13 protein-coding genes and 1 pseudogene are annotated in these 14,224 nt (G+C 53.0%); 4 read left to right on the top strand and 10 right to left on the bottom strand.

Translation table 11 applies throughout. The features are described from left to right. Positions 1–6 precede the first annotated feature (6 nt). From OGX66_RS15515 to rppH, 8 genes and pseudogenes are all read right to left on the bottom strand, one after another. Positions 7–330: a prepilin-type N-terminal cleavage/methylation domain-containing protein gene (locus OGX66_RS15515; protein ID WP_003846470.1), complete on the bottom strand. Its 324-nt coding sequence runs from the start codon at positions 328–330 to the stop codon at positions 7–9. After that, positions 315–722: pseudogene (locus OGX66_RS15510) on the bottom strand (DUF2509 family protein). Before OGX66_RS15510 ends, OGX66_RS15515 begins: the two are co-directional and overlap by 16 nt. Beyond that, complete coding sequence (locus tag OGX66_RS15505; RefSeq protein WP_032937461.1) at positions 719–1,282, bottom strand: prepilin peptidase-dependent protein; 564 nt, start codon at positions 1,280–1,282, stop codon at positions 719–721. The pseudogene OGX66_RS15510 and the gene OGX66_RS15505 overlap by 4 nt, the downstream one beginning before the upstream one ends. Then, on the bottom strand, positions 1,273–1,743 hold the full coding sequence (locus OGX66_RS15500; RefSeq protein ID WP_003033993.1) for a prepilin peptidase-dependent protein: 471 nt from the start codon (positions 1,741–1,743) through the stop codon (positions 1,273–1,275). The genes OGX66_RS15505 and OGX66_RS15500 overlap by 10 nt, the downstream gene beginning before the upstream one ends. 183 nt (positions 1,744–1,926) lie before the next feature. Continuing rightward, on the bottom strand, positions 1,927–2,721 hold the full coding sequence (thyA, locus tag OGX66_RS15495) for a thymidylate synthase (RefSeq protein WP_003033990.1): 795 nt from the start codon (positions 2,719–2,721) through the stop codon (positions 1,927–1,929). 6 nt (positions 2,722–2,727) lie between these two features. Further along, positions 2,728–3,603, bottom strand: coding sequence for a prolipoprotein diacylglyceryl transferase (lgt, locus tag OGX66_RS15490; RefSeq protein WP_003033987.1), 876 nt, complete (start codon positions 3,601–3,603; stop codon positions 2,728–2,730). A 188-nt stretch (positions 3,604–3,791) separates the two neighbouring features. Beyond that, on the bottom strand, positions 3,792–6,038 hold the full coding sequence (gene ptsP, locus OGX66_RS15485; protein ID WP_003033984.1) for a phosphoenolpyruvate--protein phosphotransferase: 2,247 nt from the start codon (positions 6,036–6,038) through the stop codon (positions 3,792–3,794). Between the two features lie 12 nt (positions 6,039–6,050). Next, on the bottom strand, positions 6,051–6,581 hold the full coding sequence (gene rppH, locus OGX66_RS15480) for an RNA pyrophosphohydrolase (protein ID WP_003033982.1): 531 nt from the start codon (positions 6,579–6,581) through the stop codon (positions 6,051–6,053). 684 nt (positions 6,582–7,265) lie between these two features. Between rppH and mutH the strand changes: the two genes are divergently transcribed. The 4 genes from mutH to OGX66_RS15460 all read left to right on the top strand — a co-directional run bounded on the left by mutH (position 7,266) and on the right by OGX66_RS15460 (position 10,259). Continuing rightward, on the top strand, positions 7,266–7,961 hold the full coding sequence (gene mutH / locus OGX66_RS15475; protein ID WP_003033965.1) for a DNA mismatch repair endonuclease MutH: 696 nt from the start codon (positions 7,266–7,268) through the stop codon (positions 7,959–7,961). 74 nt (positions 7,962–8,035) lie between these two features. After that, complete coding sequence (locus OGX66_RS15470) at positions 8,036–8,749, top strand: TerC family protein (RefSeq protein WP_003033961.1); 714 nt, start codon at positions 8,036–8,038, stop codon at positions 8,747–8,749. Between the two features lie 144 nt (positions 8,750–8,893). Continuing rightward, a complete protein-coding gene (gene ygdR / locus OGX66_RS15465) occupies positions 8,894–9,112 on the top strand; it encodes a lipoprotein YgdR (protein WP_000758660.1) in 219 nt (72 codons plus the stop codon). A gap of 106 nt (positions 9,113–9,218) precedes the next feature. Then, positions 9,219–10,259, top strand: coding sequence for an NADP(H)-dependent aldo-keto reductase (locus OGX66_RS15460; RefSeq protein WP_136346044.1), 1,041 nt, complete (start codon positions 9,219–9,221; stop codon positions 10,257–10,259). Between the two features lie 82 nt (positions 10,260–10,341). Here OGX66_RS15460 and lplT read toward each other — a convergent pair whose 3' ends face one another. Both lplT and aas read right to left on the bottom strand, forming a co-directional pair. Further along, positions 10,342–11,535: a lysophospholipid transporter LplT gene (lplT, locus tag OGX66_RS15455; RefSeq protein WP_016150926.1), complete on the bottom strand. Its 1,194-nt coding sequence runs from the start codon at positions 11,533–11,535 to the stop codon at positions 10,342–10,344. Next, positions 11,528–13,687 carry a bifunctional acyl-ACP--phospholipid O-acyltransferase/long-chain-fatty-acid--ACP ligase gene (gene aas / locus OGX66_RS15450; protein WP_003033949.1) on the bottom strand — a complete coding sequence of 720 codons (2,160 nt, stop codon included), beginning with the start codon at positions 13,685–13,687 and terminating at the stop codon, positions 11,528–11,530. The genes lplT and aas overlap by 8 nt, the downstream gene beginning before the upstream one ends. Positions 13,688–14,224 lie beyond the last annotated feature (537 nt).

The following is a 14,224-nucleotide window of genomic DNA, read 5'->3' as shown; positions in this document are numbered from 1 at the left end:
TCCTGACTACTGACGATTCGGGCAATGCAGACGCGTCATCTGACCCTGCCTGCCGAGGGGTGAAGAAATTATGACGTTGATGCTGACACATCCCGCTCTCGTTGTCTGCATTCGGTTAACCTGCCAGTTCACAGGCGATGAAAACTGGTACAGCTGGCTTTGCTGCCAGGCGTGACGCCAGAGTTGTTGATACTGGTTTCTGATAATAAAGCTGTTCATTAGCACCCGCTGGTATCCTGACAACGCGGTCACAATCATGATCATCAGTACCATTGCCAGCATCACTTCCGGCAGACTAAAGCCACGCTGACTGTTCAGGGGATCTGGCATAACGTCTGCTCCTTAAGCGGACAAAAATCGCTCCAGCCATGCGCCGAGAATTCTATGTTGCCATCAATAACCGCCCCCTGACGCCATAAAAATACTCCTTCATAGTGGGCGATTAGCAGCACGAAATTATTGGTAAGCAGGCGCAGGCAAACCGCGGCATTCTGCGTGGGATCGCGCCGACACTGTACGACGGGTTGTAAGCGCTAGGGTTGTATACGCCCCCATTCCATCGCGGATTGCACTACCGCCTGACGCTGCAGCGCCTGACTTTGTGTGGACACACGCGCAGCAAAACTAGCCTCCTGTCTGCTAACGCCTTGCAGCAGCAGACTACCGAGCACCAGCAGCAACAGGACCATTGCCAGAGAGGATACGCCTCGCTCACGGTTCACAGGTTGAATCCCGTAACGCTGTAGACTGCTTCAACAACTTTTTGTGGTTCGTCATTGCTCACTCCACGCAAACGCAGCGTAAGAAGCGGGGAATATCCGCTAAAATTCAGCCGTTCAACCTGGAATGCCTCAATCTGGATGGTAGTCTGATCGGTCATTTTCTCCCATCCTTTTCCAGTACAGCCGGTGGCTCCACGCAGGGTTTCCAATACCTTGTCCTGTAAACGAAACCCGATAGCATCAGCCTCTTTCGCGGAACTGCTCTCCCAAACGCCGTTGCCATTGGCATCCCAGCGTGCAATGACACAGTCCCCCTTAGCCGATATCACCAGTCCCTCTCCGACACAGTTTCCTCGGCAATATCCCGCCCGTTGAAGATGCTTCGCCACGGTGTAGGCCCGCTGCCATATTTCATCTTCCAGCGCTAACTGGCGCGTGTTACGCAGAATCTCTCGCTGTAGCGCCGGTAAAAATCGTGCTGAGCTAAGTAATAAAATACTGCTAATCGCCATGGCAATGAGCACCTCCAGCAGTGAAAATCCCCGTTCGTTTACTGACATAATCTGGCCTCATCGCGCTCACAAAGCCTGATTCGCCCCCAGCCAGACACCACCACGCGCCATTCCCCTGCCGCATTTTTCAGGCGTATATGTCCGGCCCATGCCGTATTGCGCAGTCCAAAAAAAGCCAGTGAAGGCGTGATATCTGCCATTTCGACATCAGCCCAGAGTGGCGCAAATATCAACGGTGAAACAGGCTGACATGAAGCTTGTGATGTCGCTGAGCTTGCCAGACACCATGTCCCCCCTTCGCGGAGCACGTTGATGACGTGATCACGATTGCGCCAGTTAGCATCTTCACGCAGTTGCAGCAGGTAGTCCCGCACCTGGCAGGCGGTCTGCCACAGCCGCTGTTGCTGCTGCCAGCGCTGCCAACCATACAGCCCAGATGCACCAAGCGCCGCGACGATCAGCATCGCAATCAGGGTTTCGAGAAGCGTGTAACCTTGTTGTTTTTTCATGTCGCCAGTATGGCGTGAGGAAAATGAATAACGAGCGGGAAATTCGGTTTCTACGGCGAGCTGCGGGAAATATTTGTCGCGTTGCAGACCGTTGCACTATTTCAGGAATGTTCGCCGAGGAACGTGATTTTAGACAAAAAAAACCGACGCTCACGGGCGTCGGTTGTGTCAGCATGAAGCTGGTTAGATAGCCACCGGCGCTTTAATACCCGGGTGGGGATCGTAGCCTTCAATTTCGAAGTCTTCGAAGCGATAGTCAAAGATAGATTCAGGCTTACGTTTGATAACCAGTTTCGGCAACGCGCGAGGTTCACGGCTAAGCTGCAGATGCGTTTGATCCATATGATTGCTGTACAGGTGCGTGTCGCCACCGGTCCAGACAAAATCACCCACTTCCAGATCACACTGCTGCGCCATCATGTGTACCAGCAAAGCGTAGCTGGCAATGTTAAACGGCAGGCCGAGGAACACATCGCACGAACGCTGATACAGCTGACAGGAGAGCTTGCCATCCGCGACGTAAAACTGGAAGAACGCATGGCACGGTGCCAGCGCCATTTTATCCAGCTCGCCGACGTTCCATGCAGAAACGATAATGCGGCGAGAGTCCGGGTCATTTTTAAGCTGGTTTAACACGGTGGTGATCTGGTCAATATGGCGACCATCTGGCGTAGGCCACGCGCGCCACTGTTTACCATAAACCGGGCCTAAATTACCGTTTTCATCCGCCCATTCGTCCCAGATTGAGACGTTGTTTTCATGCAGGTAGGCAACGTTAGTGTCGCCCTGCAAAAACCACAGCAGCTCATGAATGATCGAGCGTAAATGGCAGCGTTTCGTCGTAACCAGCGGGAACCCTTCCTGCAGATTAAAACGCATCTGATGACCAAAAATGGAAAGCGTTCCGGTTCCGGTACGGTCGTTTTTCTGTGTGCCTTCATCCAGCACTTTTTGCATCAGTTCTAAATACTGTTTCATGGTTCCTCAGGAAACGTGTTGCTGTGGGCTGCGGCGGTACGCCCAAACCATCATAATAATGCCTGCGACAATCATCGGGATAGAGAGGATCTGCCCCATACTGATGTACTGTACCCAGGTGCCAGTAAACTGCGCATCCGGCTGGCGGAAGAATTCAACGATAATACGAAACGCGCCATAACCAATCAGGAACAGACCGGATACCGAGCCCATTGGACGCGGCTTACGAATGTACAGGTTGAGAATGATAAACAGCACAACACCCTCGAGCGCCATCTCATAAAGCTGTGAGGCGTGGCGCGGCAGCGAGCCGTAGGTATCAAAAATAGACTGCCATTGCGGGTTAGATTGCAGCAGTAAAATATCTTCGGTACGGGAGCCCGGGAACAGCATGGCGTACTTGAAGTTCGGGTCAACGCGTCCCCACAGCTCACCATTGATAAAGTTACCCAGACGCCCTGCACCCAGACCAAACGGAATCAGCGGGGCAATGAAATCAGAAACCTGGAAGAACGAACGTTTGGTGCGTTTGGCGAAGATAATCATCACCAGGATCACACCGATAAGTCCACCGTGGAAGGACATACCGCCGTCCCAGACGCGGAACAGATACAGGGGATTATCGAGGAATAACTCGAAGTTATAGAACAGTACGTAACCAATACGCCCACCGAGGAAAACCCCGAGGAAGCCCGCATACAGTAAGTTTTCTACTTCATTTTTGGTCCAGCCACTGCCCGGGCGATTCGCGCGGCGCGTCGCCAGCCACATCGCAAAAATAAACCCCACCAAATACATTAAGCCGTACCAGTGAAGCGCGACGGGTCCGATTGAGAAAATGACCGGATCGAAATCCGGAAAATGCAGATAGCTACTGGTCATCTGTCACCACAAGTTCTTGTTATTTCGCTGAAGTCAGACAGCAATTGATAAGCGCGCCTGCATAATGCAGGCGCTCCAAAGGTGCGAATGATAGCACAAGGGGTTAGAAGCGGATGCCGGGAAGATGTAAAAGATCTGTATAAGTAATCTTTACCCCGTAATGCCTGATGACGCTACGCTTATCAGGCCTACAATCCCCCGCGAATCAATCCCCCCATGCCGCGGCGCTCCATAAAGGCCGCTACCTGATGGCGTACCTCTGCTGCCATCTGCGCTTCCAGGCTGCGCTGCGCCAGCGTTTGCGCCTCATCAAAATCGATATGACGCAGCAGATATTTGACGCGAGCGACAGAACGACCGTTCATCGACAAATGACGGAAACCCAGGCCGATCAGAATAGCCACGCACATCGGGTCGCCCGCCATTTCACCGCACAGGCGTAAATCGATACCGCTTCTTTCGGCTTCCTGCGCAATCATCGCCAGCGCACGTAACATCCCCGGATGCAGACTGTCATAAATGCTGGCTACCCGTGTGTTGTTACGATCGACGGCCAGTATGTACTGGGTAAGATCGTTGGTTCCGACTGAGATAAAGTCAATCCGGTTTGTCAGATGCGGCAGCATGAACACCATCGACGGAACTTCCAGCATGATGCCAATGCGCGGTTTCGGGATCTCGTAACCGATCATCTCCTCCACTTCGCGTCCGGCGCGTTCAATCAAACGTCGCGCTTCGTCCACTTCATCAATGCTGGTTACCATCGGCAGCAAAATGCTGAGGTTGCCGGTTGCCGCGTTGGCACGCAGCATGGCGCGAACCTGGATCAAAAAGATCTCTGGCTGATCGAGCGTTATGCGGATCCCTCGCCAGCCAAGGCACGGGTTCTCTTCACTGATCGGCATGTAGGGCAGCTGTTTATCGGCACCGACATCCAGCGTACGTAGGGTCACCGGCTTGTCGTTAAACATTTGCAGCATGCCCTGATACTGCGCAACCTGTTCTTCTTCCGAAGGAAAACCGCTTTGCAGCATGAACGGGATTTCGGTGCGATACAGGCCAATACCGTCGATCCTGCTACCCAGCTTTTCTTCATGTTCCGGGCTGAGACCCGCATTGAGCATCACCTTCACGCGCTCGCCGCTTTTCAACTGTGCTGGCTGGTTGACGTCGTCTTCCGCCAGGCGGCTCAGCTCAATTTCTTCACTGATAAGACGCTGGTATTCCTGAATCAATACCGGTTCCGGATCGACCAGCAGTTCACCGCGATAACCGTCCACCACCAGCGTGCGACGATGCAGCACCGACGGCTGGATATCGGCCCCCATAACGGTAGGGATACCCAGCGCACGAACCATAATTGCCGCATGAGAGTTGGCTGCGCCGTCCCGGACAACCACGCCGACTAACCGGTCCTGAGGAAGCTCCGCCAGCGTGGTCGCCGAAAGTTCATCCGCCACCAGTACGAAGCGTTCCGGCCAGGCATTCGGCCCCTGGATAGAGTCGTCGAGGTGGAACAGCAGACGCTGGCCGAGCGCGCGTAAATCTCCGGCCCGCTCTTTGAGGTAGTTATCGCTCAGCGCGGCAAATTGTTCGGCAAACTTTTCAATGATCGTTTTAACCGCCCACTCGGCCACTGAACCGTTATCCACTTCCGCAAACAGCTCGCGGCGCAGACGGGTATCGGAAAGCAAGTGCGAGTAAAGATCAAAGATCGCCGCCGTTTCTTTCTGCGCCCCAGCGGTAAAACGCTTGCTGTAGCGGCGGAATTCGTTCGCCGCCTCTTCCAACGCACCGGTCAGTCGCTCGCGCTCAAGCACCGGATCCAGCGTTGAAGCCTGATAGACCTGCTCCATCAGCGGCAGCGTCGCATCCTGCCAGCCTTCAGCTATTGCCACGCCGGGGGCGGCAGGCAATGCACGGATGCGCGTTTGCCGGTATTGACCGAACAGCGCGTTTAGTTGCGACTGCGAAAGTATGGCCGCCATTTGCGTGGCGAGCGTGACGAGGAAAGACTCTTCACTTTCATCGTACTGACGCAGTTCACGCTGCTGCACCACCAGCACACCTAAAAGCTGGCGACGCTGAATGATCGGTACGCCTAAGAATGCACGAAAACGCTCTTCTTTTACCGAAGGTATGTATTTAAAGCTGGGATGTTTTTGCGCATCGGCGAGGTTGATAGGTTCCGCCAGCCTGCCAACCAGGCCAACGATACCTTCATCAAACGCGAGTGCGACAGTGCGACCACGTGGTTTTTTCAGTCCCCGGGTCGCCATGAGGTAATAACAACGTCGATCGTGATCGGCCAGATAAACCGAACAGACCTCTGTATCCATCGCAAGACAGATGTCGGTAACCAGTATATTGAGCGCTTCATTCAGACGCGGAGCACTGGCCACCTTTTCGACTATTTCGCGCAGGCGGGTGAGCATAATTTGCGTAGCTTAACCTCTTTTACGTCTGTACGCAGGTGTGCTTTGCGGCTTAGGAGTGCTCTCCTGAAGCGCCATGACAACACTTGCGAATTCTTTCATCACCCTGCGATAGACATCGCGTTTAAATGACACCACCTGTCGAACCGGATACCAGTAACTCACCCAGCGCCAGCCGTCGAACTCAGGTGTACTGCTGGTTTGCATATTGATTTCAGCATCGCTGCTGACCAATTGCAGAAGAAACCACTTTTGTTTCTGGCCGATACAAACCGGCTTCGTGTCCCAACGCACCAAACGTTTCGGTAACTTGTAACGCAACCAGTTACGAGTAGAAGCAAGGATCCGTACATCTTTACGACTGAGACCCACTTCTTCAAAGAGTTCCCGGTACATCGCCTGCTCTGCTGTCTCTCCTGCGTTGATCCCACCTTGTGGAAATTGCCAGGAGTGCTGACCAAATCGCCGGGCCCACATGACCTGCCCCTGGCGGTTACAAATTACTATCCCTACATTCGGGCGGTAGCCATCGTCATCAATCACCGGACTACCTCAACATAAACCTTATATACAAACGATTGTTTCACACTCCTGAGGGGCGGTAAACCACTCTGTTAAGGGTGCGATATTCTAATAACAATTGAATAACTCACAGTTAAAGGCCGAGTTATAAACAGAAGAAGGGCAAGCAAGGCGATTTTATTCACCTTTTCTGTGGATATAGTTGTGAAGAAGTACGGAATTACTATGGGAAAACCCAGAACAGTCCGAATAAGACATTCGTCACAGAGTAAAAATAGTCTTATACATTCATAAAGTTAAAACTGATCCACGCAGATAAACACACAGAAATGTGATGTACATCACTCATACGATCTTCACGCTGATGAAAGATCGACCAGCGTCGGTTTTATCCACAGATTATGCCAATAAGTTAGGCACAATTTGTGTGAAAATTCGATTTTCGTCGCACGTCAAGGCTGTAAATTGAAACAGTAGTGGGGGTTTTTCACAGTTATCCCATCTTTCTGTGGATAACATGGTGTAAGATCCTGTTCATTGTCAGTGACCAGAATTGGAAAACCCGCTTCGCTGTTGCGCAACTCTGCAAACGTGAATCTAAAAACCAATATAAATCATATAATTGAATAAAGCATGTGGAAAAAGATAAACTCTGTCCACACGGTATAAAATCATTGCTTATTTTTTCACCTAAGGGTTAACCCGATGCCAGAACTCCGTCCGTTGCTTTCTCCCCCTGAATCTGAAGCCCAGTTGCTGAGCCAGGCACGACAGCTTTCGGGCTACGCGTTAGGAGAATTAGCGGCAATGGCGGGAATCGTTACGCCGAAGGATCTTAAGCGCGATAAAGGCTGGATTGGCGTGCTACTGGAAATCTGGCTCGGTGCCAGCGCGGGCAGTAAACCAGAGCAGGATTTTGCGGCGCTGGGCGTGGAGCTGAAAACGATCCCTGTGGACAGTCTTGGCAGACCGCTGGAAACCACCTTTGTGTGCGTGGCACCGTTAACCGGCAATACCGGCGTCACCTGGGAAACCAGCCATGTACGGCACAAACTCAAACGCGTTCTGTGGATCCCAGTAGAAGGCGAACGCAGCATCCCGCTGGCTGAGCGCCGCGTCGGCTCTCCCTTGCTGTGGAGCCCGAATGAAGAAGAGGACCGGCAATTGCGTCTGGACTGGGAAGAATTAATGGACATGATTGTGTTAGGTCACGTCGAACGCATCACCGCTCGCCATGGGGAAGTACTGCAACTGCGTCCTAAAGCCGCTAACGCCCGCGCGCTAACCGAGGCCATTGGTGCCAACGGCGAGCCCATCCTGACCCTGCCACGCGGCTTTTATCTGAAAAAGAACTTCACCCGCGCATTGCTTGAGCGACATTTCTTGTTCCAGGCGCAATAGGCACCGCCCGGCCTTTCACCCGCCGCGTTACGGGCCTATAATTACCGCTTCTTTTTTTGGCAGGACTTTGTTCGATGTTATTTGCATGGATAACCGATCCTAACGCCTGGCTTGCGCTCGGTACGCTGACGCTGCTGGAGATCGTTCTTGGGATCGACAATATTATTTTCCTTTCTCTGGTTGTAGCCAAACTCCCGACAGCGCAACGCAATCATGCCCGACGTATTGGGCTGGCGGCGGCGATGATCATGCGTCTGGCTCTGCTGGCTTCTATCGCCTGGGTAACGCGACTGACAAACCCGCTATTCGAGTTGTTTGGCGAGGCAATATCAGCACGCGACCTGATCCTTCTGCTGGGGGGATTGTTCCTGATCTGGAAAGCCAGCAAGGAGATCCACGAATCCATTGAAGGTGAGGAAGAGGGGTTAAAAACCCGCGTATCTTCTTTCCTGGGCGCGATTGTGCAGATCATGTTGTTAGACATTATCTTCAGTCTGGATTCCGTGATTACTGCGGTTGGTTTGTCCGATCATCTGTTTATCATGATGGCGGCAGTAGTGATTGCCGTAGGCGTGATGATGTTTGCTGCTCGCCCAATTGGTGAGTTTGTCGATCGCCACCCTTCAGTAAAAATGCTGGCGCTCTCGTTCCTGATTCTGGTCGGTTTTACGCTGATTCTGGAAAGTTTCGACGTCCACGTTCCGAAAGGATATATCTATTTCGCCATGTTCTTCTCTATCGCGGTAGAGACCCTGAATCTGTGGCGTAATAAAAAAAATCCGCTCTGATAAAATTCATCGCTCCCCGCAAGGGGAGCGAATGCCCACCACACCTACCCCTTCTCACAGTTTAAGATTTTACTGCTTTCACCCTGCACAACTTCGCGTTATTACTAAACTATTGTCAGACGCAGGCCATGTGAGGATAAGCAGATGAAAAAATGGGCAGTTTTGATTTCCGCCGTAGGACTGGCTTTTGCCGTTTCCGGATGCAGCAGCGATTATGTAATGGCGACAAAAGATGGTCGAATGATCCTGACCGATGGAAAACCAGAAATTGACGATGATACCGGTCTGGTGAGCTATCACGACCAGCAGGGCAATGCGATGCAGATTAACCGCGATGATGTGTCCCAAATCATTGAACGCTGATGGTTGAGGTCAGCAGCGCGCTGGCCTTAACAATTTTACTTCCCTTTTTCGCTTCCCTCAGCCATTTTTATAATCCTTATGTCGTGATTATAAAAAGGAAACGGCTATGCAATATCACCGTATACCCCACAGCTCGCTGGAAGTCAGTACACTGGGGCTGGGCACAATGACGTTTGGTGAACAAAACAGCGAAGCCGACGCACATGCACAGCTCGATTATGCCGTAGCACAGGGCATTAATTTGATCGACGTTGCCGAGATGTATCCGGTACCGCCGCGTCCTGAAACCCAGGGTCTCACCGAAACCTACGTAGGTAACTGGCTCGCCAAACACGGCAGCCGCGAAAAGCTGATCGTCGCTTCTAAGGTCAGCGGACCATCACGCAACAACGACAGCGGCATCCGTCCGAATCAGGCGCTGGATCGTAAAAATATCCGTGAAGCGCTGCACGACAGCCTGAAAAGACTGCAAACCGATTACCTGGATCTGTATCAGGTTCACTGGCCGCAGCGCCCGACCAACTGCTTTGGTAAGTTAGGCTACAGCTGGACAGACTCCGCGCCGGTCGTTTCCCTGCTGGATACGCTGGACGCGCTGGCCGAGTTTCAGCGCGCCGGGAAAATTCGCTACATCGGCGTTTCTAATGAAACCGCGTTTGGCGTGATGCGCTATCTGCACCTGGCGGACAAACACGATCTGCCACGCATCGCCACCATCCAGAACCCCTACAGCCTGCTGAACCGCAGCTTTGAGGTTGGACTGGCAGAAGTGAGCCAGTATGAAGGCGTTGAGCTGCTGGCATACTCTTGCCTGGGCTTCGGTACATTAACCGGGAAATACCTGAAAGGCGCGAAACCTGCCGGTGCACGCAATACGCTGTTTAGCCGTTTCACGCGCTACAGCGGCGAGCAGACGCAGAAAGCCGTTGCGGCCTATGTGGATATCGCGAAACGCCATAATCTGGATCCTGCGCAAATGGCGCTGGCATTCGTGCGTCGTCAGCCGTTTGTCGCCAGCACTTTGCTGGGCGCCACGACCATGGAGCAGCTAAAAACCAACGTTGAAAGTCTGCATCTGGAGTTGAGCGAGGAAGTGCTGGCAGAGATTGAAGCGGTGCATCAGGTGTATACCTATCCTGCACCTTAACAGTTAGCGCCTGATGGCGCTGCGCTTATCAGGCCTACAGACAGCGTTCCCTGTAGGCCTGGTTGCAACAGCATATAACAGACTAATGGCGGCGCTGCCAAATCCACAGCGCCGCAATCGCCAGCGCAAACAGCGCACCGAACCCAATACCAATCGCTACCGCCGGGATCCCCACCAGCACCGCCAGTGAGTAAATACCCAACATCAACAGCATCGCGCTGTTTTCACCCAGGTTTTGCACCGCAATCGCATTACCTGCGCCGACGCTTTTCTTACCCCGTTCCTGCAGTAACGCATTCAGCGGCACCACAAAGAACCCACCACACACACCGATAAGCATCAGCAATGCGTAGGCCGGAAGTAGCGAATGTTGAAGAGAAAAAATCAGCACCACGACGCCAATCAGGATCCCCGCAGGCATACAGCGCGACACGGTTTCCAGCGTCACCAGCTTCGCAGCCGCCCCCGCGCCGACGACAATCCCGATCGCGACCATGGCATTGAGATAGGTCGGCGTGGCGTTATCGGTGATGCCGAGCGCCACCGGAACCCACAGTACCAGCAGAAAACGCAGCGTAACGCCCGCCCCCCAAAAAAGGCTGGTTCCCACCAACGAGAAGCGTGTTTCACCGTTGCGCCACAGCGAGGAGGCGGCACAGAAGAAACTGCGCGTCATTTTCCCCAGATGCCAGGACTGGCCAGGGCGAGCCGCGGCCAGTTTCGGGATATACAGGTTAGCGACCACTGCGCCAGCATAGGCCAGCGCACAGGCAGAAAGCGCGGCAATCACGTGCCAGTCGGCCAGAACGCCGCCGGCGACAGAACCGAGCAAAATCGCGGCAATGGTGGAAGCTTCCATCAGGCCGTTGGCCTTCACCAGTTTGTCGCCGGTAGTCAGTTCACCAAGAATGCCATACTTGGCCGGTGAATACGCCGCCGCGCCAATCCCCACTAACGTATACCCGAGGAACGGATTAATGCCGAAGCAAATACTTGCCGCACCCAGCAGTTTCAGGGTGTTCGCGAACATCATCACTCTGCCTTTGGCAAAGCTATCTGCCACCTGTCCAACAAACGGCGCAAACAGAATGTAAGCACCCACAAACACCATTTGCAGGATAGGCTGGCTCCAGTCCGGATAAAATTGCTCCTTCAGCAACGCCAGCGTAGCAAACAGCAACGCGTTATCGCCAAACGCTGACAGAAACTGCGCGGCGATAACGGACATCATCCCTTTGGACCAGATTGACGTGTTAGTGTGCACTGACTCACTCATGTTGTTTTTCCGGCTCATCGACCCAGCTTTTCAGCGTAACAAAATCCGGCTTACCGCTGCCGAGTAATGGGAGTTGCTTCAGGTGGCGTATATCACGCGGTACGGCGAGTTCAGGTACGCCGTGCGCCCGCGCATACTGCTGTAGTTTTTCACGCGTGAGTTCGCTATCGGTGGTAAACAGCACCAGCGCCTCACCTTTGCTGGCATCGCTCTTGATCGCCGTGGCATGCATTTTGTCTGCTGATACCGCCAACGCCAGTTGCTCAACCATTTCCAGCGACACCATCTCTCCGGCAATTTTAGCAAAACGCTTAGCGCGCCCCTGAATCTGTACAAAGCCGTTTTCATCAAAGCGCACGATGTCACCGGTGTCATACCAGCCGCGCTCAATCTCACCTTGCGCATTCTCTGCCGTCGGCACTTCCAGCACCCCAGGTTTTTCGACGCGCAAATAGCCGCTCATAATATTAGGGCCTTTCAGCTGTAAACGCCCACCATCCTCAATTCCCGGAACGGCCAACAGTCGAGCATCCATACCAGGCAAGATGCGCCCTACCGTTCCCGATTTTGCCGCCATCGGTACGTTAATCGACACCACCGGCGCACATTCCGTCACCCCATAACCCTCAAGGACGCGCAGACCAAACTTCTCCTGCCACAGTTGCTTTGTGCTGTCCTGCAGTTTTTCCGCTCCCGCAACCACATAGCGCAGGCGATGGAAATCGTATGGATGCGCGAAACGCGCGTAGTTGCCGAGGAACGTTGACGTACCAAACAACACGGTGCAGTTCCGGTCATATACCAGCTCTGGCACAATGCGGTAATGCAGCGGGCTGGGATAAAGAAACACTTCTGCGCCAGTCAGTAGCGGCGTGAATAATCCCACCGTTAGCCCAAAGGAATGGAACAGCGGCAGCGCCGACATAAAGCGGTCATCGGCGGTGAAATCGGCAATCGTTTTAATCTGCTCAACGTTCGCCAGAATGCTTTTATGACTGTGAACCACGCCTTTCGGATGGCCTTCTGAACCGGAGGTAAAGAGGATCACCGCAGCGTCTTCCGGCTGCTGCTTCACCTGCGCCAGATGCGGTGCCAGCAGATGTGAGAAAATCCACAGCTTATCGCTAAAGGTCACATCGGCTTTCAAGTCCTCCAGATACACCCAACGCACCTGGGTGAGCTGTTCTGGTAAATGCCAGAGTTTGCCTTTATCGAGAAACTGTCGGGATGTGAAGATCGTTTTTATTTCAGACGCAGTAATGGCGCTGGTTAATCCTTTCACACCCGCGGTGTAGTTCATCATGGCTGGAATGCGTCGACGCGCAATGGCGCCAAAAATGACCGCCGCGCTGATTCCCGCATTTGGCAGCATCAGGCCGATTCTTTCACCCTCGGTGCTGTATTTTTCCAGAATACGCGCGACAAACAGCGTTTTCGTCAGCAGTTTGCGGTAGCTGTCCGGAGTGAAATTAATATCTTCAATGCAGTTTTTGCCTGCGCCAAAACGGTATTTCGCCGCCAGCAGCGACTCGTAGAGCGTCTCACGCGGACGAACCGCCATGCGTGCTTCCATCATAATTTGATGCAGCATCTCTCCGGCGATTTTACGGCGATCGCGAGCTCGCGGTGCTTCCGGCATCGGCAGTTGTGTCGGCGGTAGGATGTGTAAGCGGATGCGCGGGAAGAATCGCTGTTTAACCAAACCTTTCAGGCGACTAAAGCGGGAAAGCTCCGCGCCTTCGATGCGCACAGGAACCACCGTGGCCCCTGACTTTGCCGCGACAAACCCGGCGCCGTCATAGATTTTCATCAATGAACCGGTGGTCGAAATACGCCCTTCCGGGAAGATAACCACCGGGCGGCCCTGTTCGACCAGACGAACCAGATGTTTAATCGACATCGGTTTGGTTGGATCTAACGGTACGAAATCAATCAACGGGGTTAGCCAGCGCATATACCATTGCTGGCTGATCGAGGTGTAAACAGCGAAGACGGGACGAATCGGTAAAAAGAGCGCCAACAGGATGCCGTCTATAAATGAGACATGGTTGGGAGTGATTAGAACGCGTTCTCCCTGTAGCGCGCTGACATCGCCCGTGACGCGAACGCGGAAAAGCACGCGAAACAGATTACGAAAAAAGCCAAATAGCATCTCAACTCCCTGTGCCATTAATTATATAAACATCAATGGTGGGAGAGTATACGAGTTGGGGAATAGGCGCGACAGGTAACTGTTAAATACAATTCGAAAAAAAACCTGCGCATCCGCGCAGGTTGGTGCAAGAGACAGGTACGAAGTGCGTACCGAATAATCTCACCAATCAATACCTCTGGGATCTTGATTGTGGTCGTCAGCAGCCAGATACGCCAGTGCGAAAACGCAAAGGAATGAACCCAAATGCAACGAGTTGTGTAAATTATCGGTTACTGTTACAGATAGGCTGAAGGTAAAAAAAAACCTGCGCATCTGCGCAGGCTGGTGTAATTCTAGTGATCAACCCGAAAGTTGATTTCACCTATCAATACCTCTGGGATCTCAACTCTAGCAATCTGCTCAGTTCCCTCACCAGCGAACAATCGCAACAGCACATCGCAAAGTGTAAGCAAAAATTAGCATTTTCTATTTTCTGTCTTACTTCGCTCGTGTGCGCTCACATTTGCGACGTTCTGACGGGCAATCTGCTTGAAC

This window comes from Citrobacter sp. Cf072 (assembly GCF_030334485.1).
Taxonomy (GTDB): domain Bacteria; phylum Pseudomonadota; class Gammaproteobacteria; order Enterobacterales; family Enterobacteriaceae; genus Citrobacter; species Citrobacter freundii.
This window is presented reverse-complemented; position numbering and strand designations above follow the sequence as displayed.